The 22867-nt window shown below is 58.6% G+C and carries 26 protein-coding genes; 15 read left to right on the top strand and 11 right to left on the bottom strand.

Translation table 11 applies throughout. The features are described 5' to 3' along the window. Positions 1–28 precede the first annotated feature (28 nt). Positions 29–277, top strand: coding sequence for an acyl carrier protein (locus ACRRSD_RS22705; protein WP_435035462.1), 249 nt, complete (start codon positions 29–31; stop codon positions 275–277). Between the two features lie 104 nt (positions 278–381). Here ACRRSD_RS22705 and ACRRSD_RS22700 read toward each other — a convergent pair whose 3' ends face one another. Continuing rightward, positions 382–510: a PA1414 family protein gene (locus ACRRSD_RS22700; protein ID WP_007914492.1), complete on the bottom strand. Its 129-nt coding sequence runs from the start codon at positions 508–510 to the stop codon at positions 382–384. A gap of 142 nt (positions 511–652) precedes the next feature. Further along, positions 653–1546, bottom strand: coding sequence for a putrescine utilization regulator PtrR (ptrR, locus tag ACRRSD_RS22695; protein WP_435035461.1), 894 nt, complete (start codon positions 1544–1546; stop codon positions 653–655). 105 nt (positions 1547–1651) lie between these two features. Between ptrR and ACRRSD_RS22690 the strand changes: the two genes are divergently transcribed. Continuing rightward, complete coding sequence (locus ACRRSD_RS22690) at positions 1652–2833, top strand: MFS transporter (RefSeq protein ID WP_435035460.1); 1182 nt, start codon at positions 1652–1654, stop codon at positions 2831–2833. Here ACRRSD_RS22690 and ACRRSD_RS22685 read toward each other — a convergent pair. The 3 genes from ACRRSD_RS22685 to ACRRSD_RS22675 form a co-directional block, all read right to left on the bottom strand. Next, positions 2778–3746: a DMT family transporter gene (locus ACRRSD_RS22685; protein WP_435035458.1), complete on the bottom strand. Its 969-nt coding sequence runs from the start codon at positions 3744–3746 to the stop codon at positions 2778–2780. The two genes, ACRRSD_RS22690 and ACRRSD_RS22685, sit on opposite strands and share 56 nt — an antisense overlap. Positions 3747–3959: 213 nt before the next feature. Continuing rightward, on the bottom strand, positions 3960–4358 hold the full coding sequence (locus ACRRSD_RS22680) for a DUF2177 family protein (RefSeq protein WP_435035456.1): 399 nt from the start codon (positions 4356–4358) through the stop codon (positions 3960–3962). 46 nt (positions 4359–4404) lie between these two features. Next, the gene (locus tag ACRRSD_RS22675; RefSeq protein ID WP_435035454.1) at positions 4405–5241 is read right to left on the bottom strand and encodes a CvfB family protein; all 837 of its coding nucleotides are present in this window, start codon (positions 5239–5241) and stop codon (positions 4405–4407) included. A 341-nt stretch (positions 5242–5582) separates the two neighbouring features. Here ACRRSD_RS22675 and ACRRSD_RS22670 point away from each other — a divergent pair, with 341 nt between their 5' ends. From ACRRSD_RS22670 to ACRRSD_RS22660, 3 genes are all read left to right on the top strand, one after another. Then, the gene (locus tag ACRRSD_RS22670; protein WP_016985943.1) at positions 5583–5771 is read left to right on the top strand and encodes a hypothetical protein; all 189 of its coding nucleotides are present in this window, start codon (positions 5583–5585) and stop codon (positions 5769–5771) included. A gap of 206 nt (positions 5772–5977) precedes the next feature. After that, positions 5978–6694, top strand: coding sequence for a TorF family putative porin (locus ACRRSD_RS22665; RefSeq protein WP_435035452.1), 717 nt, complete (start codon positions 5978–5980; stop codon positions 6692–6694). A gap of 78 nt (positions 6695–6772) precedes the next feature. Continuing rightward, the gene (locus tag ACRRSD_RS22660; protein WP_435035450.1) at positions 6773–7642 is read left to right on the top strand and encodes a DUF6279 family lipoprotein; all 870 of its coding nucleotides are present in this window, start codon (positions 6773–6775) and stop codon (positions 7640–7642) included. A gap of 120 nt (positions 7643–7762) precedes the next feature. On the opposite strand, the gene ACRRSD_RS22655 is transcribed toward ACRRSD_RS22660, so the two are convergent. Then, positions 7763–8155, bottom strand: coding sequence for a transcriptional regulator (locus ACRRSD_RS22655; RefSeq protein ID WP_435035449.1), 393 nt, complete (start codon positions 8153–8155; stop codon positions 7763–7765). Positions 8156–8330: 175 nt separating this feature from the next. Here ACRRSD_RS22655 and ACRRSD_RS22650 point away from each other — a divergent pair, with 175 nt between their 5' ends. The 4 genes from ACRRSD_RS22650 (at position 8331) to ACRRSD_RS22635 (ending at position 10873) form a co-directional block, all read left to right on the top strand. Next, positions 8331–9065: a DUF899 domain-containing protein gene (locus ACRRSD_RS22650; RefSeq protein WP_435035448.1), complete on the top strand. Its 735-nt coding sequence runs from the start codon at positions 8331–8333 to the stop codon at positions 9063–9065. A gap of 73 nt (positions 9066–9138) precedes the next feature. Beyond that, a complete protein-coding gene (locus tag ACRRSD_RS22645) occupies positions 9139–9414 on the top strand; it encodes a hypothetical protein (protein WP_016985949.1) in 276 nt (91 codons plus the stop codon). 262 nt (positions 9415–9676) lie between these two features. Then, positions 9677–10261: a papain-like cysteine protease family protein gene (locus tag ACRRSD_RS22640; RefSeq protein WP_127926244.1), complete on the top strand. Its 585-nt coding sequence runs from the start codon at positions 9677–9679 to the stop codon at positions 10259–10261. A 12-nt stretch (positions 10262–10273) separates the two neighbouring features. Continuing rightward, positions 10274–10873, top strand: coding sequence for a hypothetical protein (locus ACRRSD_RS22635; protein ID WP_435035447.1), 600 nt, complete (start codon positions 10274–10276; stop codon positions 10871–10873). A 55-nt stretch (positions 10874–10928) separates the two neighbouring features. Here the strand turns inward: ACRRSD_RS22635 and ACRRSD_RS22630 are convergent, their stop codons facing one another. Beyond that, on the bottom strand, positions 10929–12269 hold the full coding sequence (locus ACRRSD_RS22630; RefSeq protein WP_103306179.1) for a DEAD/DEAH box helicase: 1341 nt from the start codon (positions 12267–12269) through the stop codon (positions 10929–10931). Between the two features lie 192 nt (positions 12270–12461). Here ACRRSD_RS22630 and ACRRSD_RS22625 point away from each other — a divergent pair, with 192 nt between their 5' ends. Next, positions 12462–13760, top strand: coding sequence for a mechanosensitive ion channel family protein (locus tag ACRRSD_RS22625; RefSeq protein WP_435035444.1), 1299 nt, complete (start codon positions 12462–12464; stop codon positions 13758–13760). A gap of 106 nt (positions 13761–13866) precedes the next feature. Here ACRRSD_RS22625 and ACRRSD_RS22620 read toward each other — a convergent pair whose 3' ends face one another. The 3 genes from ACRRSD_RS22620 to ACRRSD_RS22610 form a co-directional block, all read right to left on the bottom strand. Beyond that, a complete protein-coding gene (locus ACRRSD_RS22620) occupies positions 13867–14733 on the bottom strand; it encodes a carboxylate/amino acid/amine transporter (RefSeq protein ID WP_435035443.1) in 867 nt (288 codons plus the stop codon). Positions 14734–15078: 345 nt separating this feature from the next. Further along, entirely contained in the window at positions 15079–15678 is a 600-nt protein-coding gene (locus ACRRSD_RS22615; protein ID WP_397483621.1) for an FMN-dependent NADH-azoreductase, read from the bottom strand. A gap of 233 nt (positions 15679–15911) precedes the next feature. Beyond that, on the bottom strand, positions 15912–16226 hold the full coding sequence (locus tag ACRRSD_RS22610; protein WP_435035442.1) for a 3-phosphoglycerate kinase: 315 nt from the start codon (positions 16224–16226) through the stop codon (positions 15912–15914). Positions 16227–16275: 49 nt separating this feature from the next. Between ACRRSD_RS22610 and ACRRSD_RS22605 the strand changes: the two genes are divergently transcribed. The 5 genes from ACRRSD_RS22605 to aqpZ all read left to right on the top strand — a co-directional run bounded on the left by ACRRSD_RS22605 (position 16276) and on the right by aqpZ (position 21497). After that, on the top strand, positions 16276–17199 hold the full coding sequence (locus ACRRSD_RS22605) for a LysR family transcriptional regulator (RefSeq protein WP_122608915.1): 924 nt from the start codon (positions 16276–16278) through the stop codon (positions 17197–17199). Positions 17200–17213: 14 nt separating this feature from the next. Then, positions 17214–18017, top strand: a complete 804-nt coding sequence (locus ACRRSD_RS22600; RefSeq protein WP_435035440.1) for an alpha/beta fold hydrolase — start codon at positions 17214–17216, stop codon at positions 18015–18017. Positions 18018–18020: 3 nt separating this feature from the next. Continuing rightward, complete coding sequence (locus ACRRSD_RS22595) at positions 18021–18584, top strand: peptidylprolyl isomerase (RefSeq protein ID WP_122608913.1); 564 nt, start codon at positions 18021–18023, stop codon at positions 18582–18584. Between the two features lie 88 nt (positions 18585–18672). Then, on the top strand, positions 18673–20505 hold the full coding sequence (locus ACRRSD_RS22590; protein WP_435035439.1) for an ABC transporter ATP-binding protein: 1833 nt from the start codon (positions 18673–18675) through the stop codon (positions 20503–20505). 296 nt (positions 20506–20801) lie between these two features. Further along, positions 20802–21497, top strand: coding sequence for an aquaporin Z (gene aqpZ / locus ACRRSD_RS22585; RefSeq protein ID WP_435035437.1), 696 nt, complete (start codon positions 20802–20804; stop codon positions 21495–21497). Between the two features lie 55 nt (positions 21498–21552). Here aqpZ and ACRRSD_RS22580 read toward each other — a convergent pair whose 3' ends face one another. Continuing rightward, the gene (locus ACRRSD_RS22580) at positions 21553–22677 is read right to left on the bottom strand and encodes a GNAT family N-acetyltransferase (protein WP_435035435.1); all 1125 of its coding nucleotides are present in this window, start codon (positions 22675–22677) and stop codon (positions 21553–21555) included. Between the last annotated feature and the right edge of the window lie 190 nt (positions 22678–22867).

Genomic DNA, 22867 nt, shown 5'->3' with positions numbered 1-22867 from the left:
AGCAAAACAACAATCAGAATGATCTGCCATGAGAAGAGCTGCCGTACGTGCCGCCGTGCACCGATACATCAGGCGTCTGCTGGAAACCCGTGAATTCAACGACAACGCCAGCCTGGTGCAACTGGGCCTGGAGAAAGCCGATATCGAAGATCTGATCTTTCATCTGGAAGATGAATTCGGACTGACGGCGTTCACCGCCGAGGAAGACCGCATGCTCAAGACCGCGAAGACGGCGAATGACTTGAGCCGGTTTTTGCTTGAGATCGGCAGACATTAAAAGCAAAAGATCGCAGCCTTCGGCAGCTCCTACACGGATTAATGCAGGAGCTGCCGAAGGCTGCGATCTCTTGATCTTGAATCCTTGATCTCGGATCGGGGGCGTTACCGGCGCCGTTGTTGACGGCGGCGCTGCTCGTCATCGGTGCGGATCGGAACAGGTTGCAGAGGCGGTTCGATCAAACCGAGGGCGACACCCAAATCATGCAGCCAGTTTTGAATTTTCTCTTTCATCGTCGTGCCCCCTTCAGGGTGGTGCTGAGCGGCCGGAATTCTGAGGCCGCTTCGCACTGATAATAGTCCGAAGTCCTACGCAATGCTCGACCAAATCCGCAATGATCTGTTACTGAATTGAACAGAGTTCGCCGTCATTGGTTCAGGCTGTTTCTCGTGTTTCGATCTGAGCCGCAGGATAGACAGCCTGCTGCACCTCAATCCACGCATTGAGGTTGGCGCCGAGCATGCCCTTGCGCCACATGAGCCATGTTGTCGCACCCACGAACGGCTCGGCCAACGGATGAACCGCGACGCTGTCACGCCCCGGCAGACTGGCGAGCATCGACTCCGACATCAGCGCCACGCCACTGCCGGCAATCACACAGGCGAGCATGCCCTGATACGATTCGATTTCCATCGCCCGGCCCATTGCTGCGTGGTAGTGCGAAAACCACGCTTCCAGGCGCATGCGGTAGGAGCAACCCTGGCGAAAGGTAAACACCGAGCGTCCTTCGACATCCCGGGCGCTGCGTACCGGCAGGTGATCGATTTCAGTGATCAGCACCAGCCGCTCCTCGCACAACGGCACGCCGTCGAGCCCGGCCAGTTCCAGTGGCCCGTCCACCAGTGCAGCGTCGAGGCGCCCGGTGAGCAACCCTTCCAATAGCTCCCCGCTCGGCGCCGACTGCACCTGCAGATTCACCGCCGGATACTGCTTGTGATAGCGCGCCAGCAACTCGGGCAAATGAATCGCCGCCGTGCTGTACATGGTGCCCAACGCAAAATCGCCGGCCGGTTTGCCGCCCATCACCGCCGCACTGGCCTGATCACGCAAGGCAAACAGTTTGCCGGTGTAGTCCAGCAGGACTTTTCCCGCAGGCGACAGTTGCAAACGCTGACGCTCACGGACGAAAAGCTCGACACCCAGTTGCTCTTCGAGCTGTTTCAGCCGGGTCGACAGATTCGACGGCACCCGGTGCAGACGTTCGGCCGCGCGGGTGATCGAACCTTCTTCGGCCACAGCCTGAAAAATCCGCAGTTGGCTGAATTCCACAACCTTTCTCCAGAACAGAACAAGTTACTCACTATTATTCAATTTTAAAGAAAGTCAATCAGTCCTAGCCTGACGGTCATTGATCCTTCAAAGGAATCCACGACCATGTCGCCACTGATTCGCTTATCCGCCTGCTTCGTGGCCCTGATGATGGCCATGGGCATCGGGCGTTTCGCCCTCACGCCACAAATGCCGCACCTGCTCAGTGAAGGCCAGATCGACCTGACGGCCGCCGGTCTGATTGCAGCGGCCAACTACCTCGGTTACTTGCTGGGCGCGGTGGATGCGATGTTCGCGCATCGCCCGCAACAGGTTCAGCGGCGCCTGCATGGCGGCCTGTGGTTGTGCGTGCTGCTGACGCTGGCGTCGTTCTGGGCCAATGGATTCTGGTCGCATTTGATATTGCGCTTCGGCACCGGGGTGGCGAGCGCCTGGGTGCTGGTGATGATCACCTCGTTGAGTCAGCCGCTGGCAGCGGCGGCAGGTCGGCCACGACTGGGCGCTCTGGTATTTGCCGGACCGGGTCTGGGGATTTTTCTCACGGGTTTGTTGGCGCTGATCTCACATCTGTTGCAGCAGACGTCCGCGACGTTATGGCTGATTTATGCGGCGGCTGCGCTGGTGATGATGCTGGGGGTCTGGCGAATTCTGCCAACGCCCGTCACAACGGCTACGGTTGCTGTGGCGGCGGCCAGCCCATCAAATCAGGGCATCGGGCGGTTGGCCGTGATTTATGCGCTATATGGCGTCGGCTACATCATTCCGGCGACCTTCCTCTCGCAAATGGCCAATGCGCAGTTTCACGGGCAATGGCAGGCGGATCTGTTCTGGCCGTGTTTCGGTCTGGCCGCAGCGCTTGGCGTGTTGCTGGTGAGTCTGCGACGTCACGATCCCGAAAGCACCCGCCACTGGTTGCTGGCGACATTGTGGCTGCAAGCGGCCGGTGTCTTTGCCTGCCTGCTCGGCAGCGGCCTCGGTCTCGCGCTGGGCGTGATCCTCTGCGGCACGCCGTTCCTCGCCTGCATGCAACTGGTGATGCAGCGCTCGCGGGAACTGGCGCCGCACGCCACCCAGCGCAATGCCGGCATGCTCACCGCGTGCTTCGCCGGCGGCCAACTCAGCGGCCCGTTGCTGGCGGCGTTGAGCAGCCATTTCAGCGGCGGCCTGGATCCGGCGCTGATAATCGCCGGCAGCGGTTTGCTGATCGCTGGTGGCCTGGCGATGCAGTCGGCTAGCGCTGGCCCAGCGCTTTGCGCAAACGCCGACGCAACCACTGCTCGGCGCTGACAAAGGTGATGCCAAGCAACACCAGCACGGCGCCGATGACGAAGTTCACGCTCAATTGTTCGCCGAGCAGCAGCACGCCAAAGGTCACGCCGAACAACGGCGTCATGAACGAAAACACCGCGAGGTTGGCTGCCAGATACCGGCGCAGCAACCAGAACCAGATCAGGTAACTGAAGAACGACACCACCAACCCTTGGAACAGCACGCTGGCCACCGCCGCGGTGGTCAGGCTGACATGGGTGATCTGGCCGCTGAACAACGCAATCAAGAGCAGCCCGACGAAGCCAACGATCAATTGATAGAACAGGGTCAGCGTCACCGGTGCTTCCGACAGACGCGAGGCGCGCACTACCACTGTGGTTGCGCCCCAACAGGCACCAGCCAGCACGCCAAAGGCATCGCCGAGCAGCATGCGCCGGTCGAGGTTGTCCCACGACACGCCGCCGGCGAAGGCAGTCGCGATGCCGATAAACGCGAGCAGAATGCCCAGCCATTGCAGCGGTCGCAGGCGTTCACTGGCCAACAGGAAATGCACACCCAACGCGGTGAAAATCGGTGCGGTGTAGAGAAATACTGACATGTGTGCGGCGGTGGTCATCTGCAAACCTTCGGCGATGAAGAAGAACTCCAGACCGAACAGCGCACCGGCCAGCAGCCCGCCACGCCAAGTCACGCCAACCTGATCCCAGCCGCCCTTCCAGCAGATCAGCAAGCCGACCAGCAACGCAGAAATCCCGGAGCGCGCCGCCGCTTGCATCACTGGTGCAATGTCCGGCGCCGCCCATTTGATCATCACTTGTTGCACGCCCCAGATCAGGCAGAGGCCGATCATCACTTGCAGGGCAAAGCTGTCGGCGTTACGCCGCTCGACAATCACCGCAACACCTCGAACCCACACAACATGGCAGGCCATCCAATGGTCAGAAAACAGTGCCGGGGATTATCAATCAGTCAGACGGAAAAAGCCGTCTGGAAAAGACATTTTGTGCTTCAGTGGCGCCAGTGGTGGATGGCTGTCGGCTGCGCCGCCATTCGCGAGCAAGCTCGCTCCCACAATTGGAATGCATTTCCCTGTGGGAGCGAGCTTGCTCGCGAAGAGGTCCGCAACGCCAACCCGCATTTCGGATCAGACCGTGGCAAACCGCCTCGCCAACAAAAAACCGACAGTACAAGCCACCGCCGTGGCAAACGTCCCCCACGCCCAATCCATCAACGTCACCTGCACCGACCAGCCGCGCAACGTCGCCCAATTGGTCAGGTCATACGTGCCATACGCCACCAGCCCCAACAACGCGCCGCGCTTCGCCGCCCACTGCCATGTCGCCGCTGGCAGCACCACAAACACCACACAGCCTAAAACATACAGGCAATAAAAAACCGCTGCCGGAACCAGCAGCGGTTTATCGAGCATCAGCGAACCGAGCAGTTCGCGATAGGTCGGAGCCATCAACAGACCGAGCCAGAGACCGTCGAGCAACAGAAACGTCAGCAGCGTGGCAACGTAGGCAATCAGCGCTTTTTTCATCGACCCGACCTCATGTGTGTCCCATGCAAGATGGGCCACCCAAGGCTCAGGTTAGTTCAATGCGATCGGCATGAATAACGATCTTGCCTTCCTTGTACAGCGCACCGATGGCCTTCTTGAAGTTGCCCTTGCTGACGCCGAACAGGCTGCTGATCAACGCCGGATCGCTCTTGTCGCTGACCGGCAGGGTGCCGCTGTTGTCGCGCAACTTGGCGAGGATCTTCGAGTTCAGGCTGCTGGCCGCTTCCTGGCCAACCGGTTGCAGGCTCAAGGCGATCTTGCCGTCGGCACGGACTTCCTTGATGTAGCCCTTCTCTAGCATGCCGGCGCGCATGAACTTGAAGATTTCGTTCTTGTGAATCAAGCCCCAGTGCTTGTTGTTGATGATCGCCTTGAAGCCCATGTCGGTGGCTTCGGCAACCAGCAGATCAACTTCCTGGCCCTGGCTGTAGTTCGCCGGGGTCTTGTCGAGGTAGCGATCCAGACGCGCGGTCGCGGTGATGCGGCGGGTGTGCTTGTCGAGGTAGACGTGCACCACACAGTATTCGCCGGCAGTCATCTGGCGCTTTTCTTCGGAATACGGCAGCAACAGATCCTTTGGCAGCCCCCAATCGAGGAACACACCAATGCTGTTGACTTCAACGACTTTCAGACTGGCAAATTCGCCGACCTGAACTTTCGGTTTTTCCGTGGTAGCGAGAAGTTTGTCTTCGCTGTCCAGATAAACAAATACGTTGAGCCAATCTTCATCTTCGGTAGGAATATCTTTCGGGATATAACGATTGGGCAAAAGTATCTCGCCGTCGGCACCGCCATCCAGATATAAACCGAAGTTAGTGTGTTTAACCACTTGCAAACTGTTGTAACGCCCGACTAAAGCCATTTTCCGAAACCCTCATTGCGTGGGCGGCATTCTACCCGTTTTTGGCGTGGCCGTCGGGCGGCAGATCCGCACGCTGTTGAAACCCGCTCAACGCCTTGATTTTTCTTGCTCGCGCCAGTGCTTGAGTGCCGCTCGTCAGGCAGGCACAAGCGCTTGCGGGTGAAAATCCGAATGCCGCAACACCTGAACGTTCTTATTTAAAACAGCAGGTTAGCCGAATATTTCGAACATTTAATCGAGAATAATGCAGCAATGAGGTTGGTTATTCCCGGGGATATTTACCAAGCAATTGTCAAGTTATTCCTGTACGATGCCTGGCCGAGTTACTTTTCTACAGGTTAATGGCCGCCATGCGTGTAAAAGCATCCACCAGCAAAGCAAAGCCAGCTCCAGCCGTTGAAACCAGCGAATCGATCAACGATCAGATCGCAGCGTTCCTCAAGTCCGGCGGCGAGATTCAGCAAATTGCCAAAGGCGTCAGTGGCCAGACATTCGGCCCGTCCAAGCAGATCAGCCTGGGCAAGAAGTAATACCCGGTTTACACCCGTCCAGAGGCGCTTTGAGCTTCGAAGCGTCTGGACTGGCACCGCGCAACATACCCTTCACATTAAACAAAAATCCTTTTAAATCGACGAACGGCCTTCAATGCCGAGCATTCGCCGGTATCCTTGCACGCGTCTAGATCAAGCGTTTCAGCAGGCCCGCCGCCCTGCCCTCGCTGTTCATGGAGTGACGCATGCGCAAAACATCCTGTTTATTACTCGTAGGCATATTGGCCAGTGCCACCGCGCACGCGCAGATTTTCCAGCGTGAACTCGGTGACTTCGACCTCAAACTCGGCACCACGCCGACGCGCAGCATGGCCCAGGGCCTGGTCAAACCAGCGGCAGTCGGTTCCTTTCACGGCGGCCTCGACCTTAGCCACGACAGCGGCCTCTATGTCGGCCAGTACGCACCGAGTATGGGCATCTCCCCGGGCAAAAACCTCGAAATCGATTCCTACGTCGGCTTTAAACAACCTTTCGATCAGACCCTCGGTTATGAAGTCGGGATGATCCACTACAGCTATCCCAAGGTAGACACCCTCGACAGCCAGGAGCTGTTCGGTGGCCTGACCTTGCTCGGTAGCCGTTTCGGCGTGGCCTTCAGCAACGACCCGGATAAACAGAACAACACGTTGTTTGCCGATCTTGGCGGCAACCAGCCATTCGGCATCGGCGTCAGCATGAAATACACCACCCACCAACTGAACACGCCCGTCGCCGTGGACGGTGGTTATGTCAGCAGTTTTACCGACTGGTCGGTGAAATTGTCCCGGCCGTTCATGGGCGTCGACCTCGACCTGATCTACAGCAACTCCAGTCTCAGCGGCAGCGATTGTTCGGCCTACTCCGGGCACAACAGCGAGTGCGACGGCCTCGTCACCCTCAAGGCTGCGCGCGCGTTCTATTGATTGGCTGAACTGCCGGGTTCATTCTGCGTTCACATAGGAATCAGTCCCTCGAAGCCAGGCTCACGCAAGGATTCGCCCATGTCTCGCTGGTTCAAACACATCGCCGCGCTACTGATCTTTACCCTCGCCCTCGGCGCCTGCAGCCGTGTCGGCCTGGCCTACCGCAATCTCGACGTGATCATTCCGTGGACGCTCAGCGACTATCTGGACATGAACGGCGAGCAAAAAGACTGGTTCAACGAGCGACTCAAGGAGCATTTGAACTGGCATTGCACCACGCAACTGCCGGGTTATCTGGATTGGCTCGATCGTCTACAGGCAATGGTCGAGACCAATCAGATCACCGATGCCGCGTTGCAGGCGCGTACTGTCGAAGCCAAACAGGCAATAGCCGAAACGGCGAAGGAAATCACGCCGTCGGCCATCGAGTTGTTGCAGGGTCTGGATGACAAGCAAGTGGCTGAGATGAATGACGCGTTTGCCAAGGATCTGCGCAAGCGTCAGCAGGAATACCTCAAACCACCGCTTGATCAGCAAATTGCCGAGCGTGGCGCGCGAATGGTCAAACGCCTGAACGACTGGCTCGGGCCATTGAACGCCACTCAGGAACAGCGGGTAGTGGCGTGGTCGACCGCGCTGGGCGATCAGTACACCCAATGGATTGCTAACCGCGCCCATTGGCAGAAGCAATTCAGTGCCGCCGTCGCCCAACGCAAAAGCCCTGAATTCCCACAGAGAATCGAGACGCTTCTGGTCAATCGCGAGAGTTTATGGACAGCCGATTACCGCAAGGCCTTTGCCGATACTGAAGCGCAGGGACGCTCGCTGGCGGTGGACTTGATGGCCCAAAGTACGCCGCAACAGCGCCAGCGGCTGTTGAAGAAGATCGAAGGGGTGCGCAAAGACTTCAACGACCTCAAATGCCTCAAGGCCGCGCAAAAACCGTGAGCATTACGCATTCAAGTGTAGGAGTGAGCCTGTTCGCGATAGCGGACTTCCAGGACATCAATGTTGACTGGAAGTCCGCTATCGCGAGCAGGCTCATTCCTACAGGGGATCTGCATGAACTCAGGCGATCTGGGGTTTAGACGCCAGTTCATCAAAGGTCGCTTCAGCCAGCGCATCCTCCTGCTCATCCAGCACCTGACGCGGATGGTCATTGCCGGGAATGCTGCTGTCGATCAGGCTTAGCAGGCTTGATCCCCGCGTGGTCAGCTTGAAATTGTTGCCTGTGCTGCCCTCGGCATCGGAGCGTGGCTCGATGTATCCACGATCAAGCAGCAGACTTTCATATGAACAGGCCTGCGTTTTCAGATGATCCAGATTCTCGATCGGCTCGCCGGCGCTGGCTTTCGCCGCCGCATAATCTTCGGCGTAGGCCCGAGGGGCAAAACTGTGGCCGGCACTGTTCTGCACTTCGTGCAGCAAGCGTTCAATCAAATCCCAGTTATAAGTCGTCATCCTGATCCAACCTCCGGTGCGCGTGATTTATGGCGCGTTCATAGGTTGTGACCGGAGTGGCTCGCAGCCGTTCAGCCGCATTTGCCGAGCCGACCGACCGGCGGTCTGTCGATTTCCCGCAGGGTTAAACGACTAGTCTGAAACAGACGGTTTCAACCCCGCAGGAGAAATCATCATGAACGTTGAGAATCATCCGGTGGTATCGCGCGAAGAATGGCTCGCCGCCCGTAAGCAACATCTCTCCGACGAAAAAGCTTTCACCAAAGAGCGCGACCGGCTCAGCGCCGAGCGTCGTGCGTTGCCATGGGTAAAAGTCGATAAGGATTACCACTTCCAAGGTCCCAACGGTGAGCTGAAACTCGCTGACCTGTTCGGCAAACACAGCCAATTGGTGGTTTACCACTTCATGTTTGCCAAAGAATGGGAGGAAGGCTGCCAGGGTTGCTCGTTTCTCAGTGACCACATCGATGGCGCCAACCTGCATCTGGCGCATCACGATATCGCCGTTGTGGCTGTTTCTCACGCCCCCTTCAACGAGTTCCAGGACTTTAAACGGCGCATGGGCTGGAAGTTTGACTGGGTGTCGTCAGAGGGTTGCGACTTCAACTATGACTTCGGCGTTTGCGCACGGGCTGAGGATGTCGCGGCGGGAAAGGCTACGTACAACTACGAAAAGACTGACAGCGCCGAGGAAGAAATGCCCGGCCTGAGCGTGTTTTATCGTGATGCAAAGGGCGACATCTTCCACACCTACTCAACTTACGCTCGCGGTCTCGATATGCTGGTCGGTGCCTACAACTATTTAGACCTCACGCCCAAGGGCAGGAATGAGGACGAGATCATGGAATGGGTTCGGCATCATGATCGTTATGAAGGCGATTCCAGGTCGAGCTGCTGCCACTCTGAGTGATGAGCAATGAACTTTTCTCCCGCTCAAGGCCTCAACCGATTAACCGCCTTAACCGGAACTGAGGCCTGCCCCGATGAAAACCCTGATCAAGCTCACCCTCGCCGCCACCCTGGCCTGCGCCCTGCCCGTCTGGGCCTGCACGCCGGAAGAAGCCACCGCCAAGCGCGAACAACTGGCCAAGGAAGTCTCGAAGCTGACCGAGCAGAATCCGGCCAAGGCCAAGGAGATCAATGCTGAACTGCAAAAAATGGACCTGGGCACGGCCAGCAAGGATCTGCCGGACAAGTGCCAGTTGATTGATCAGCGGTTGAAAGAACTGAATTCTGCCGAGAAGAAGACCGAGGGCTAACAGCAAGATCAAATGATCGCAGCCTGCGGCAGCTCCTACACAAAACCCTGTAAGAGCTGTTGCAGACTGAGATTTTTTGCGCTTAAAAATGCACCAGTGCATTTATTTATTTGCATTAACGCATATTCATGACTAGGGTTACCTCGAGCAAGGAGATCGGAACCGGCCACAGAAAATGGCAACCGTTAAGCACCGATCGCTCAGCAATACCGCAACACCCACACAAGCTGGACGCTTGTTTTCACTCATGGAGGATTGAAAAATGTTAACCACAGCAGCAACACAATTCACCGGCGAATCACTGCCAAGGTGCCTGGCCGGTCACCTGCTCGACCCGCAACTCGCCGAAGTCGAAGCCGCTGAACAGCTCAGCGCACTCGCCGCCGGCAGCCTCAACTTCAACATGCAGAAACAGACCCAGACCAACTGGTGCTGGGCCGCCGTGTCCGCCTCGGTCGGCAACTATTACGGCACCGGCAACTGGACGCAGTGCGGCGTAGCCAGCACCCAGCTCGATCGCAATTGCTGCAATCAGCCGGGGCCGTGCAACGTCTACGGCTACCTGGACTCGGCCTTGCAAACCACCCGTAGCTATAACGGCATGAATCAGGGCTCGCTGCAGATGTCGGCCATTCAGAACCAGATCAGCATGGGCCGCCCGGTCGGCTTGCGTTGCGCCTGGTACGGTGGCGGTGCGCACTTCCTGACGATCTACGGCACCAATGGCGATTACGTGTTGGTCGCGGACTCGATCTACGGTTATTCGACCCGAGCACTGAACGCATTCCCCCGCGCCTACAACGGCGGCGGCAACTGGACTCACACTTACTTCACCGTGAAAAACTAGGAGGGCGAGATCATGCAACTGACTTATCCAAAGGCGCCTTCCAACGGCGTTCAGACTTTGCGCCCGGCGCTGCAAGCCGCGCTGCAAACCCAAGGCTTTGGCGCCAATCGCCAGTTCGCCAATGCGCTACCTGCGAAAATCAGCCTCAGCGAGGCGTACCGTGGCTACTCGCTGAATCTGGAGGACCTGAGCCACGGCAAAGGCCTGAAGGATGCCCGCCTCGGCGACTGGCATTACCTGGTGTTTGCCGACGGCGTGACGATTGCCGATGCGCAATTGGCCGAGGTTCGCGGGCATGTCGAGTTTGCCTCGCTGAACCACGGCGATCACGCCGCTGCTACGGTGGGTGCGCTGAAACTGGCGGAACAAGCGCCGCAACTCCAGGGCAAGACCGTTGAGTTGCGCGTGCTGTTTGTCTCGGCCCTGCACGTTGTCGCGATCTGGCTGCATGCCGACGATGAAGACGTGCTGATCCCGATCGAGCCGACACCGAAAGAACTGGCGACCACGCGGTTGTACAGCGAAGCAACACTGCTCGCCGCACTGAAACCGGCAGCGGATCAAGCCAAGCGGCGCTTTGACGCCGACACCAGTGGCCAGTTAGGCAACTGATGGACGAAAAAAAACCCGGACACTGTCCGGGTTTTTTATACACGTCTGAAATGCCTTACTCAGCCGCAGGCTCTGCTGGCTTGCGGCGCTTCAGCGGGGCCATGCCGTCGCTGCTGACCAACGAGTCCGGCTTCGGACGGTTGACGCTCTTGCGCTTGGTCGGCGTCTTGGCGGCGGTTTTTTTCTTGTCGCCCTTGGCGTCAGTCTTTTTCTTCTTGACGCCAACGGCTTTACCCGAAGCCTTGACCTTTTTCGGTCCACCGTAGGTGCCTTTGACTTCCTTGATGGTGCGGCGCTCGAAGCTCTGCTTCAGGTAGCGCTCGATGCTCGACATCAGGTTCCAGTCGCCGTGGCAGATCAGCGAGATCGCCAGACCGTCGTTACCGGCACGACCGGTACGACCGATGCGGTGCACGTACTCGTCGCCGCTGCGTGGCATGTCGAAGTTGATCACCAGATCCAGGCCATCAACGTCCAGACCACGGGCCGCGACATCTGTGGCCACGAGGATCTTCACGCCGCCCTGCTTCAGACGATCGATCGCCAGTTTGCGATCCTTCTGGTCTTTCTCGCCGTGCAGCACGAACGCTTTGTATTCCTGAGCCACAAGACGACCGTAGATGCGGTCGGCCATGGCGCGGGTGTTGGTGAAGACGATGGCCTTCTGATAGGTCTCGTTGGCCAGCAGCCAGTTCACAATCTGTTCTTTGTGCTGATTGTGGTCGGCGGTAATGATTTGCTGACGGGTGGTCGAGTTCAGCTGGCTGACCGCGTTGAGCTGCAAGTGCTCAGGGTTGTTCAGCACCTTGGCGATCATCTCGCGCAGGCCGGAACCGCCGGTGGTCGCGGAGAACAGCATGGTCTGCTGACGGTTCGGGCATTCGTCGACCAGACGCTGCACGTCTTCGGCGAAGCCCATGTCGAGCATGCGGTCGGCTTCGTCGAGCACCAGCACTTCGACTTCTTTCAGGTCGAGGTTGCCGGCGTTGAGTTGCTCGATCATCCGGCCCGGGGTGCCGATGAGAATGTCCGGCACCTTGCGCAGCATCGCCGCCTGGACCTTGAAGTCTTCACCGCCGGTGATCAGGCCGGACTTGATGAAAGTGAACTGCGAAAAGCGTTCAACTTCCTTCAGGGTCTGTTGGGCCAGCTCGCGGGTCGGTAGCAGGATCAGCGTCTTGATGCTGACGCGGACCTTGGCCGGGCCGATCAGGCGATTGAGGATTGGCAGAACGAAAGCGGCAGTTTTGCCGCTACCGGTTTGCGCCGTCACCCGCAGATCACGCCCTTGGAGCGCCAGCGGAATGGCCGCGGCTTGCACAGGCGTTGGCTCGACAAATTTCAGCTCGGCCACAGCTTTAAGCAGGCGTTCGTGCAGGGCGAATTGGGAAAACACGGGTGCTACCTCGAAGATATGCAAAAAAACAGCTGCATAGGTTACCGGTTTCGAGCGCTCAGGCCGAGTTTCTTTATGCAAACGGACGTAATCAGTGGCTTTTTTGTTGCTCGATTTGTCTCCAACGGTAATACACGGCGTCTTAAATGCTCTAATCGCCCATCGCGTCTTAACAGAAGAATCGTTGCTCTCATGGATATCAAACAGCTCTGGCTCAACGCCCAGGACCTCTGGGGCACTCTCGAACAGCATCCACTGTTGCAGGCCGGCCTCGCGCTGACCTTGCTATTGGTCATCGCGCTGGTGCTCGGACGAGTGGCGCGTTACCTGATCCTGCATGCCAGCCGCATGCTCGGGCGCCAACCGGCGCTGCACTGGATCAATGACTTTCGCCACAACAAGGTGTTTCAGCGCCTGGCGCAGATGACGCCGTCGCTGGTCATTCAGTTCGGCCTGCACTTGGTGCCCGAGCTGAGCAAAACCGCCATGACCTTCCTCGGCAATGTGGCGCTGTCGTTCACCATTCTGTTCCTGCTGCTCTCGGTCAGCGCCCTGCTCAATGCCCTGCTCGACATCTATGCACGCACCGAACACGCCCGCACGCGCTCAATCAAAGGCTACGTGCAACTGGCGAAAATGGTCTTGTACGTGTTCGGCGCGATCATCATCGTCGCCACACTGATCGACCGTTCACCGCTGTTGCTGCTCTCCGGTCTGGGTGCGATGTCGGCGGTGATTCTGCTGGTCTACAAGGACACACTGCTGTCATTCGTCGCCAGCGTGCAGTTGACCAGCAACGACATGCTGCGCGTCGGCGACTGGATCGAAATGCCACAAGTCGGCGCCGACGGTGACGTGGTCGACATCACCCTGCACACGGTCAAGGTGCAGAATTTCGACAAGACCATCGTTTCCATTCCGACCTGGCGGCTGATGTCCGAGTCGTTCAAGAACTGGCGCGGCATGCAGCAATCGGGCGGGCGACGGATCAAGCGCAGCCTGTTCATCGACGCCAGCGGCGTGCGTTTCATCCGTGATGACGAGGAAGAAAAGCTCTCCCAGGTGCACCTGCTCACCGACTACATGAGCCGCAAGAAAGCCGAACTCAAGGCGTGGAACGAGGCGCAGGGCAATGTCGCGGCGATGTCGGCCAACCGCCGGCGCATGACCAATATCGGCACTTTCCGCGCGTATGCGCTGGCGTATCTGAAGAGTCATCCGGAGATTCAGCCGAACATGACCTGCATGGTCCGGCAGATGCAGACCACCGCGCAGGGCATTCCGCTGGAGATTTACTGCTTCACCCGTACTACGGCGTGGGCCGATTACGAGCGGATTCAGGGGGATATTTTCGATTATCTGCTGGCGGTGCTGCCGGAGTTCGGGTTGAGCCTGTATCAGCAACCGAGTGGTGAGGATCTGCGTTCCGGGTTGCTGCCGGCGGTGCTCGGCGCAGCCAGCATTCCCGAGCCGCAGAAACACCTGATGTAACCCAAAGATCAAATGTGGGAGCGAGCCTGCTCGCGAATGCAATGTGTCAGTCACCCCATACTTATCTGACCCAGCGCCTTCGCGAGCAGGCTCGCTCCCACAGGGGTTATGCAGTGACCGGGGATTTGCGGATGCCCAGTCGGCTGATCCATACGGCAGCGAGGATGACGCTGCCGCCAAGGAACAACCGCCCCAGTTCCTCATGCTGATTCCAGATCAGCAGATTCAGCAGCAACCCCACCGGCACATGCAGGTTGTTCATCACCGCCAGTGTGCCGCCGTTGACCATGCACGCGCCCTTGTTCCACCAGTACAGGCCCAAGGCGGTCGAGACCAGACCAAGGAACAGCAACACGCCCCACTGCAGCGGTGCTTCCGGCAGGAAATTCGCTTTGCCGAACATCAGGAATGCAGGCAGCACCACGGCCAGTGCACCGAGGTAGAAAAAGCCGAAACGCCGATAGTGCGGCAGATCGCTCGGGTGCTTGGCCACAAGATGCTTGTACATCACCTGCCCGGCGGCGTAGGTGAAGTTGGCCAGTTGCAGCAACAGGAAGCCCATGAAGAAATCCGGACTGATGCTGTCGAAACGAATCACCGCTGCCCCGCCCACTGCCACCAGCGCGGCGATCAGCGCCCACGGGTTGAAGCGCCGGTTCAGTGCATCTTCGATCAACGTCACATGCAGTGGTGTGAGGATGGTGAACAACAACACTTCCGGCACCGTCAGCACACGAAAGCTCAGATAGAGGCAAACGTAAGTCACGCCGAACTGCAACGCGCCGATCAGCAGCATGCCGCGCATGAACGAAGGTTCCACCGAACGCCAGCGCGTCAACGGAATGAACACCAGCCCGGCCAGCACTACGCGCACCAGCACCGCGAAATAACTGTCGACGTGACCGGCCAGGTATTCGCCGATCAGACTGAAGGAAAACGCCTGGATCAGCGTGACAAAAAGTAGATAGCCCATGCTCGCCTCGAAATCGAATGGCGGCGACGATAGCGGTTTTTTGGTCTCACTGCGAATAGCCGGAAATACAAAATTCCCCTGTGGGAGCGAGCCTGCTCGCGAAGGCAGAATGTCAGACGGCAGATACTTGTCTGATACACCGCTTTCGCGAGCAGGCTCGCTCCCACAAGGAGTTTTGCGTCGTTCAAAAAATACAGGCAAAAAAAGCCCGATCTCGCTAATGCGTTCAATCGGGCTACAGCACTCAGGAGCAACAAGTGCAAAGGGAGGTTCGATGCGCGTAGAGCCTTGAAGGGGTTGCGCCAGGTCACTTAAACAATCGGCGATTATCTGGCGATTAACATATCAAGCGACCTGGGACAACTTGGCGTTGGCCTGATTCAGACCCTTCTCCTGGAAATCACCGCCGAGGTTCATGCCTTCGGCGTGAATGAACGTCACGTCGTTGATGCCGATGAAACCCATCACCTGACGCAGGTACGGTTCCTGATGATCCGCCGGGCCGCCGGCGTAAATGCCACCGCGAGCGGTCAGCACGTAGGCACGTTTGCCGCTGAGCAGGCCTTGCGGGCCGGTTTCGGTGTACTTGAAGGTCACGCCGGCACGCAGCACGTGGTCGAGCCAGGCCTTGAGGGTGCTCGGGATCGCAAAGTTGTACATCGGCGCGGCCATCACCAGCACGTCGGCGGCGAGCAACTCATCGGTCAATTCGTTGGAGCGGTCCAGCGACGATTGCTCGTTGGCGTTGCGCTGCTCGGCCGGCTTCATCCAGCCGCCCAGCAGATTGATGTCCAGATGTGGCACCGGGTTCACGGCGAGGTCACGCACGGTGATCTGATCGGCCGGGTGCGCCGCTTTCCACTGACTGATGAAAGTCTGGGTCAGTTGACGGGAAACCGAATCTTGCTGGCGGGCGCTGCTTTCGATGATCAGAACGCGGGACATGGTGTGTAGCCTCCATCCGAGAATGTTGTAGGTCGATGGAGTGAAGGTTAAACAGAGTCGAATCGATGAAAAAGCGCAAATAATTGCTGCAAAGTATCGAAAAATTCGTTTAGATGCTTACGCATACCCTGTGGGAGCGAGCTTGCTCGCGAAAGCGGTGTGTCATTCAACAATGATGTCGACTGAAACGGCCAATTCGCGAGCAAGCTCGCTCCCACAAGGGATTGACGTCGTTATTTCGGGCTGCAGGTCAGTTTGATGCGCAACTTGATGATTTCGCGGGTGAACTTGGCCGTGGCGTTTTTATGTTTGCCCGCTGGCACATCAATGCTGCGCGTGCGTGGTGCTTCCGGGCCGTTGTTGAACACCGCTTTGCAGGTCGCATCGACATCGCCGTAGTTGGCCACCCGAATCGAGCCGATGTCGTTATCGGTGTCGAAGCTCTCGTAGTCGATCTTCATGCCGTTGAGATCTTTCTGCACATCGATCGGGTACGCAAAAGCCGTCAGCGGAAGCAGCGCCAGCAGCACACAACAGAATTTTTTCATTCGGCAGTCTCCATGAGGGACGGCCAGCTTAGGACAAGAGGAGCTATTGATGAAAGCGCCCCGCGTGACCCTTGATCAATGGCGAACATTGCAGGCCGTGGTCGACCACGGCGGATTCGCCCAGGCCGCCGAGGCCTTGCACCGTTCGCAATCGTCGGTCAGTTACACCGTCGCCCGTATGCAGGACCAGCTCGGCGTGCCGTTGCTGCGCATCGACGGGCGCAAAGCCGTGCTCACCGAAGCCGGCGGCGTGTTGCTACGTCGTTCGCGACAATTGGTGAAACAGGCCAGCCAACTGGAAGACCTCGCCCATCACATGGAGCAAGGTTGGGAAGCCGAAGTGCGGCTGGTGGTCGACGCCGCCTATCCAAGCGCACGCATCGTTCGCGCGTTGACCGCGTTCATGCCGCAAAGTCGCGGTTGCCGCGTGCGTCTGCGTGAGGAAGTATTGTCGGGGGTCGAGGAAGTGCTGCTCGAAGGCGTGGCCGATCTGGCCATCACTGGTTTGAGCATTCCCGGTTACCTCGGCGCGGAACTGAGCGACGTCGAGTTCGTCGCCGTGGCCCACCCCGATCACCCGTTGCATCGGCTCAATCGCGAGCTGAGCTTTCAGGATCTGGAAACCCAGATGCAGGTGGTGATCCGCGACTCCGGCCGCCAACAACCACGGGATGTCGGCTGGCTCGGCGCCGAGCAGCGCTGGACTGTCGGCAGCCTCGCCACCGCCGCCACGTTCGTCAGCAGCGGCCTCGGGTTTGCCTGGCTGCCACGGCACATGATCGAGCGCGAACTGAAAGATGGTTCGCTCAAGCTGCTACCGTTGGACAGGGGCGGTACCCGCAACTCCAGCTTCTATCTGTATTCGAACAAGGACAAACCCTTGGGCCCGGCCACGCAAATCCTCATCGAACTGCTGCGCACCTTCGACACCTTGCCGCTGGACGCACCGTTCGCCGCCCCTGAACAAGCCTGACACGGAGTTCACCGATGGCGTATTTCGAGCACGAAGGTTGCAACCTGCACTACGAGGAATATGGCCACGGCACGCCGTTGCTGCTGGTTCACGGGCTCGGCTCGAGCACGCTGGACTGGGAAATGCAGATCCCGACATTGGCCGTGCACTACCGGGTGATCGTCCCGGATGTGCGTGGCCACGGGCGCTCGGACAAACCGCGCGAGCGCTACAGCATTGCTGGTTTCAGCGCCGACCTGCTGGCGCTGATCGAGCACTTGAACCTCGGCCCGGTACATTACATCGGGCTGTCGATGGGCGGCATGATCGGCTTCCAGTTCGGCGTCGATCATCCGCAAATGCTCAAGAGCCTGACCATCGTCAACAGCGCGCCCGAAGTCAAACTGCGTAGCCGCGATGACTACTGGCAGTGGTTCAAGCGCTGGAGTCTGATGCGCGTGCTCAGCCTCGCCACCATCGGTAAAGCCTTGGGCGGCAAACTTTTCCCGAAACCGGAACAAGCCGATCTGCGGCAGAAAATGGCCGAACGCTGGGCAAAAAACGACAAACGTGCTTATCTCGCCAGCTTCGATGCGATTGTTGGCTGGGGCGTTCAGGAACGACTTTCCCGCGTGACCTGTCCAACGCTCGTCATCAGCGCCGACCGTGATTACACACCGGTGGCACTGAAAGAAACCTATGTAAAACTGCTGCCGAATGCGCGGCTGGTGGTGATCGCCGATTCGCGCCACGCCACCCCGCTCGATCAACCCGACCGCTTCAATCAAACGCTGCTGGAGTTTCTCGCCGCAGCCGATACTCAATCTCAGGATCACTGACCCATGCTGAAAAAACTCGCCCTCGCCGCTGGTACTGTGCTGTTTGCCGCCAACCTGATGGCTGCCACGCCGGCCAAGGCACCGCACGTGCTGCTGGACACCACCAACGGTCAGATCGAAATCGAACTGGATCCGGTCAAGGCGCCGATCAGTACCAAAAACTTTCTCGATTACGTCAACAGCGGTTTTTACACCAACACCATTTTCCACCGTGTGATCCCGGGCTTCATGGCTCAGGGCGGCGGCTTCACCCAGCAAATGCAACAGAAAGACACCAAGGCACCGATCAAGAACGAAGCCAGCAATGGCCTGCACAACGTTCGCGGCACCTTGTCGATGGCGCGCACCTCCAACCCGGATTCGGCCACCAGCCAATTCTTCATCAACGTGGCTGACAACGCGTTCCTTGATCCGGGCCGTGACGCCGGTTACGCGGTGTTCGCCAAAGTGGTCAAGGGTATGGACGTGGTCGACATCATCGTCAACTCGCAAACCACCACCAAAAGCGGCATGCAAAACGTGCCTGTCGACCCTGTGATCATCAAGTCGGCCAAAGTCATCGACTAAGCTGTACAGGGCGTATCGAGCGGCGTGAATTCAACCTCACGCCGCTCACACCGATAAAAGGAGAGCCCGTACTCCGGGCGGTTATCTGATGCTCTATCGCCGTTTCGAACAACTGATCGACATATTCCGTGAAGCCCCGACGGCGTCTCCGCCGGACCGCGTTCTCCCCTTCTACACCTATTACCTCAAGCAGGTCTGGCCGAGTTTCGCCGCCCTGCTCGTTGTTGGCCTGTTCGCCGCGCTGATCGAAGTGGCGCTGTTCAGTTACCTGAGCCGCATCATCGACCTGGCCCAAGGCACCCCCAACCCGAATTTCTTCAGCGACCACGCCCTCGAACTGACGTGGATGCTGGTGGTTGCCCTGGTGCTGCGACCGATCTTCTTCGGCCTTCACGACTTGCTGGTGCACCAGACCCTGAGCCCGGGGATGACCAGCATGATCCGCTGGCAAAACCACAGTTACGTGCTCAAGCAGAGTCTGAATTTCTTCCAGAACGACTTCGCCGGGCGCATCGCCCAGCGCATCATGCAGACCGGCAACTCGCTGCGTGACTCGGCAGTGCAAGCGGTCGATGCGCTGTGGCACGTGGTGATCTATGCGATCAGTTCGCTGGTGTTGTTCGCCGAGGCCGACTGGCGCCTGATGATCCCGCTGCTGATGTGGATCGTCGCCTACATTGGCGCGCTGTATTACTTCGTACCGCGCGTGAAAGAGCGCTCGGTGGAAGCCTCCGACGCGCGCTCGAAACTGATGGGCCGCATCGTCGACGGCTACACCAACATCGCCACGCTGAAGCTGTTCGCCCACACCAACTTCGAACAGCACTACGCCAAGGAAGCCATCGAAGAACAGACCGTCAAAGCGCAGATGGCCGGTCGCGTCGTCACCAGCATGGATGTGGTTATCACTGCCATGAACGGTTTGCTGATCGTCGGCACCACGGCGTTGGCCCTGTGGCTGTGGACGCAGTCGCTGATCACGGTCGGTGCGATCGCCCTGGCTACCGGCCTGGTGATTCGCATCGTCAACATGTCCGGCTGGATCATGTGGGTGGTCACCGGCATCTTTGAAAACATCGGCATGGTTCAGGACGGTCTGCGCACCATCTCGCAACCGGTCAGCGTCACCGATCACGAGCAGGCCAAACCGCTGGACGTGGTCCGTGGCGAAGTACGTTTCGAGCACGTGGATTTTCACTACGGCAAGAAGCGCGGGATCATTGGCGACCTCAATCTGAACATCAAACCGGGTGAGAAAATCGGCTTGATCGGGCCGTCCGGCGCCGGCAAATCGACCTTGGTCAACTTGCTCCTGCGTCTTTACGACGTCGAAGGCGGACGGATCATGATCGACGGCCAGAACATCGCCGAAGTCGGCCAGGAAAGCCTGCGCGCGCGGATCGGCATGATCACCCAGGACACTTCGCTGCTGCACCGTTCGATCCGCGATAACTTGCTGTACGGCAAACCGGATGCGACCGACGCCGAGTTGTGGGATGCAGTGCACAAGGCTCGCGCCGATGAGTTCATTCCGCTGCTGTCGGACGCTGAAGGTCGCACGGGTTTCGATGCGCATGTTGGTGAGCGCGGAGTGAAGTTGTCCGGCGGCCAGCGCCAGCGCATTGCGATTGCGCGGGTGCTGCTCAAGGACGCGCCGATTTTGATCATGGACGAAGCGACCTCGGCGCTGGATTCGGAAGTCGAGGCGGCGATTCAGGAAAGCCTGGAAACGTTGATGCAGGGCAAAACCGTGATCGCGATTGCCCACCGTCTCTCGACCATTGCGCGCATGGATCGGCTGGTTGTGCTGGAGAACGGCAAGATTGCCGAGAGCGGCACCCATGCTGAACTGCTGGCCCACCGTGGCTTGTATGCGCGGTTATGGGCGCACCAGACCGGGGGGTTTGTCGGCATCGATTGATGCACTGGATTTCCCTGTGGGAGCGAGCTTGCTCGCGAAGGCGCCGTGTCAGTCGATACTTGCGTTGCTGATCCACCGTTTTCGCGAGCAAGCTCGCTCCCACAGTGGACATGCGACAACTCCAAAAACCGCCACAGCCCTTTAACCACGGGCGCTGGCGGTTTTTTTGTGGCAGCTGGAAATCGGCAAAAAGCCTGCTGTACTCAGCCAAGGTTCCGGAACGGAGCCTGTCGTAAGTCTGCAAGGACGCACAACTCGATGCAGTCTCGATAGCAGGGCTATCAAGGACGCCTCTCATGTCTCTGTTCAAACGTTCAGTCACTGAGTTGTTGGGTACGTTCTGGTTGGTATTGGGTGGTTGCGGCAGCGCGGTGATCGCCGCGTCTTCACCGCTGGGAATCGGCGTGCTGGGGGTGGCCCTGGCGTTTGGTCTGACGGTGCTGACCATGGCATTCGCCATCGGCCACATCAGCGGATGTCATCTCAACCCGGCCGTGTCGGTCGGTCTGTTTGTCGGCGGCCGGTTTCCGGCCAAAGAGTTACCCGCCTACATCATCGCGCAGGTGCTCGGCGCGATTCTCGCGGCAGCGCTGATCGCGCACATCGCCAGCGGCAAGGAGGGCTTCGACATCGCCGCTGGCCTGGCGTCCAACGGTTATGGCGAGCATTCGCCGGGCAAGTATTCGATGGCGGCGGGATTCATCACTGAGTTGGTGATGACCGCGATGTTTGTGATCATCATCCTCGGCGCCACCGATAAACGCGCACCGCCGGGACTGGCACCGATCGCCATCGGCTTGGGCCTGACGTTGATCCACCTGATCTCGATTCCGGTGACCAACACCTCGGTGAATCCGGCACGCAGTACCGGGCCAGCGCTGATGGTCGGCGGCTGGGCGATCGCGCAGTTGTGGATGTTCTGGGTCGCGCCGTTGATTGGCGCGGTGGTCGGTGGCGGGATCTATCGCTGGTTGGGCAAGGAAGAAACCTGAGTGGTGCCTGAGATCCCTTTGTAGGAGCTGCCGAAGGCTGCTCCTACAAAGGGATTTATGCCTGGCGGTAGGGCAAGGCTGTTCTGGCTTCTTCGGCATACGCGAGGACGCCGGCGCGTTCCTGTTGCAGGAAATCTTTTACCGCTGCCTTCAACCCCGGATGCCGCAGGTAATGCCATGAATGGGTGATCACCGGTTCGAACCCGCGAATCAGCTTGTGCTCGCCTTGGGCGCCAGCATCGAAACGCTGATAACCCTGCGCGATCGCGTAATCCATACCCTGATAAAAACAGGTTTCAAAGTGCAGCCGATCGAACTCGGCCAGACACCCCCAATAGCGCCCGTAGAAACTGTCGCCACCCACCAGACTGAAGGCCATCGCCACCGGCCGTGAGCCCTGTTTGGCCAGCACTACGCGGATCGCCTCGGGCATGCGCTCGGCCAACAGACTGAAAAACTCCCGCGTCAGGTACGGCGTTTGCCGGCGCACGGCATAGGTATTGGCGTAGCAGGCGTAAACAAAATCCCATTGCGCCTCATCCAGCTCACGCCCCTCCAGCCATTCAAATTCGAAGCCCTGCCCCGCCACTTGCTCGCGCTCCTTGCGCATCTGTTTGCGCTTGCGCGAACTGAGCACGTCGAGGAAATCCTGAAAGTCGCGATAACCGCGATTCTGCCAGTGATATTGACAGCCAATGCGTTGCAGCCAGCCCGGCTGTTCGGCCATCGCCGCGTCGGTAAAAGCGTCGGTGAAATTGATGTGCGCGCTGGAAAGTCCTTCGATTTCCAGATAGCCCGGCAGGCTCTTGAGCAGCTCAAAACCGTCCTTGACATTGGCCGCCAGCAAGCGCGGGCCGCTGACCGGACTGAATGGTACGGCGGACAAAAGCTTGGGGTAATAATCGATGCCGGCGCGGGCGCAGGCGTCGGCCCAGCCATGATCGAACACGTACTCGCCGTAGGAATGCCATTTGCGATAACTGGGTAACGCGGCGATCAATCGACCATCTTCGATGTGCAGCAAATGCTCAGGTTGCCAGCCGCTGTGGGGGCCAACGCTACCACTGTCTTCCAGCGAACTGAGAAAGGCGTGGCGCAGAAATGGCTGGTTTTCAGGCACCAGCGCATCCCAGCTTGCCGAGGCGATTTGCGACAGGTTTTGCAGGCGTTGCAACGGCATCAACAAGCTCTCCACAACAGGACTTCAGCGCCCGGCGAGTATCGCCGATTGCACGGCTTTGCACACCCGCAATCGGCCGACAGTGCTCTAGATCAATAGTTCAGGACGAATCGATATCGTCATCAACCTGCCATCACTGTGCCACTGCTCTGTCATAAACCATCGCGATACTGGCGCCTGTTTTTAGAGC

The sequence above is a fragment of the Pseudomonas neuropathica genome, assembly GCF_051174785.1.
GTDB lineage: Bacteria > Pseudomonadota > Gammaproteobacteria > Pseudomonadales > Pseudomonadaceae > Aquipseudomonas > Aquipseudomonas neuropathica_A.
Note: the sequence above shows the minus strand (reverse complement) of the source record. Positions and strands in the feature narration are given on the sequence as shown.

Bases quoted from the DNA above. Each gene is read 5' to 3' on its own strand.
- ACRRSD_RS22610 (WP_435035442.1), bottom strand. From the start codon at position 16,226: ATGAAAAAATTCTGTTGTGTGCTGCTGGCGCTGCTTCCGCTGACGGCT.
- ACRRSD_RS22580 (WP_435035435.1), bottom strand. From the start codon at position 22,677: ATGCCGTTGCAACGCCTGCAAAACCTGTCGCAAATCGCCTCGGCAAGC.
- ACRRSD_RS22675 (WP_435035454.1), bottom strand. From the start codon at position 5,241: ATGGCTTTAGTCGGGCGTTACAACAGTTTGCAAGTGGTTAAACACACT.
- ACRRSD_RS22685 (WP_435035458.1), bottom strand. From the start codon at position 3,746: ATGGCCTGCCATGTTGTGTGGGTTCGAGGTGTTGCGGTGATTGTCGAG.
- ACRRSD_RS22655 (WP_435035449.1), bottom strand. From the start codon at position 8,155: ATGACGACTTATAACTGGGATTTGATTGAACGCTTGCTGCACGAAGTG.
- ACRRSD_RS22690 (WP_435035460.1), top strand. From the start codon at position 1,652: ATGTCGCCACTGATTCGCTTATCCGCCTGCTTCGTGGCCCTGATGATG.
- aqpZ (WP_435035437.1), top strand. From the start codon at position 20,802: ATGTCTCTGTTCAAACGTTCAGTCACTGAGTTGTTGGGTACGTTCTGG.
- ACRRSD_RS22605 (WP_122608915.1), top strand. From the start codon at position 16,276: ATGAAAGCGCCCCGCGTGACCCTTGATCAATGGCGAACATTGCAGGCC.
- ACRRSD_RS22705 (WP_435035462.1), top strand. From the start codon at position 29: ATGAGAAGAGCTGCCGTACGTGCCGCCGTGCACCGATACATCAGGCGT.
- ACRRSD_RS22680 (WP_435035456.1), bottom strand. From the start codon at position 4,358: ATGAAAAAAGCGCTGATTGCCTACGTTGCCACGCTGCTGACGTTTCTG.
- ACRRSD_RS22660 (WP_435035450.1), top strand. From the start codon at position 6,773: ATGTCTCGCTGGTTCAAACACATCGCCGCGCTACTGATCTTTACCCTC.
- ACRRSD_RS22600 (WP_435035440.1), top strand. From the start codon at position 17,214: ATGGCGTATTTCGAGCACGAAGGTTGCAACCTGCACTACGAGGAATAT.
- ACRRSD_RS22670 (WP_016985943.1), top strand. From the start codon at position 5,583: ATGGCCGCCATGCGTGTAAAAGCATCCACCAGCAAAGCAAAGCCAGCT.
- ACRRSD_RS22615 (WP_397483621.1), bottom strand. From the start codon at position 15,678: ATGTCCCGCGTTCTGATCATCGAAAGCAGCGCCCGCCAGCAAGATTCG.
- ACRRSD_RS22635 (WP_435035447.1), top strand. From the start codon at position 10,274: ATGCAACTGACTTATCCAAAGGCGCCTTCCAACGGCGTTCAGACTTTG.
- ACRRSD_RS22700 (WP_007914492.1), bottom strand. From the start codon at position 510: ATGAAAGAGAAAATTCAAAACTGGCTGCATGATTTGGGTGTCGCCCTC.
- ACRRSD_RS22665 (WP_435035452.1), top strand. From the start codon at position 5,978: ATGCGCAAAACATCCTGTTTATTACTCGTAGGCATATTGGCCAGTGCC.
- ACRRSD_RS22625 (WP_435035444.1), top strand. From the start codon at position 12,462: ATGGATATCAAACAGCTCTGGCTCAACGCCCAGGACCTCTGGGGCACT.
- ACRRSD_RS22595 (WP_122608913.1), top strand. From the start codon at position 18,021: ATGCTGAAAAAACTCGCCCTCGCCGCTGGTACTGTGCTGTTTGCCGCC.
- ACRRSD_RS22620 (WP_435035443.1), bottom strand. From the start codon at position 14,733: ATGGGCTATCTACTTTTTGTCACGCTGATCCAGGCGTTTTCCTTCAGT.
- ACRRSD_RS22640 (WP_127926244.1), top strand. From the start codon at position 9,677: ATGTTAACCACAGCAGCAACACAATTCACCGGCGAATCACTGCCAAGG.
- ACRRSD_RS22590 (WP_435035439.1), top strand. From the start codon at position 18,673: ATGCTCTATCGCCGTTTCGAACAACTGATCGACATATTCCGTGAAGCC.
- ACRRSD_RS22645 (WP_016985949.1), top strand. From the start codon at position 9,139: ATGAAAACCCTGATCAAGCTCACCCTCGCCGCCACCCTGGCCTGCGCC.
- ACRRSD_RS22650 (WP_435035448.1), top strand. From the start codon at position 8,331: ATGAACGTTGAGAATCATCCGGTGGTATCGCGCGAAGAATGGCTCGCC.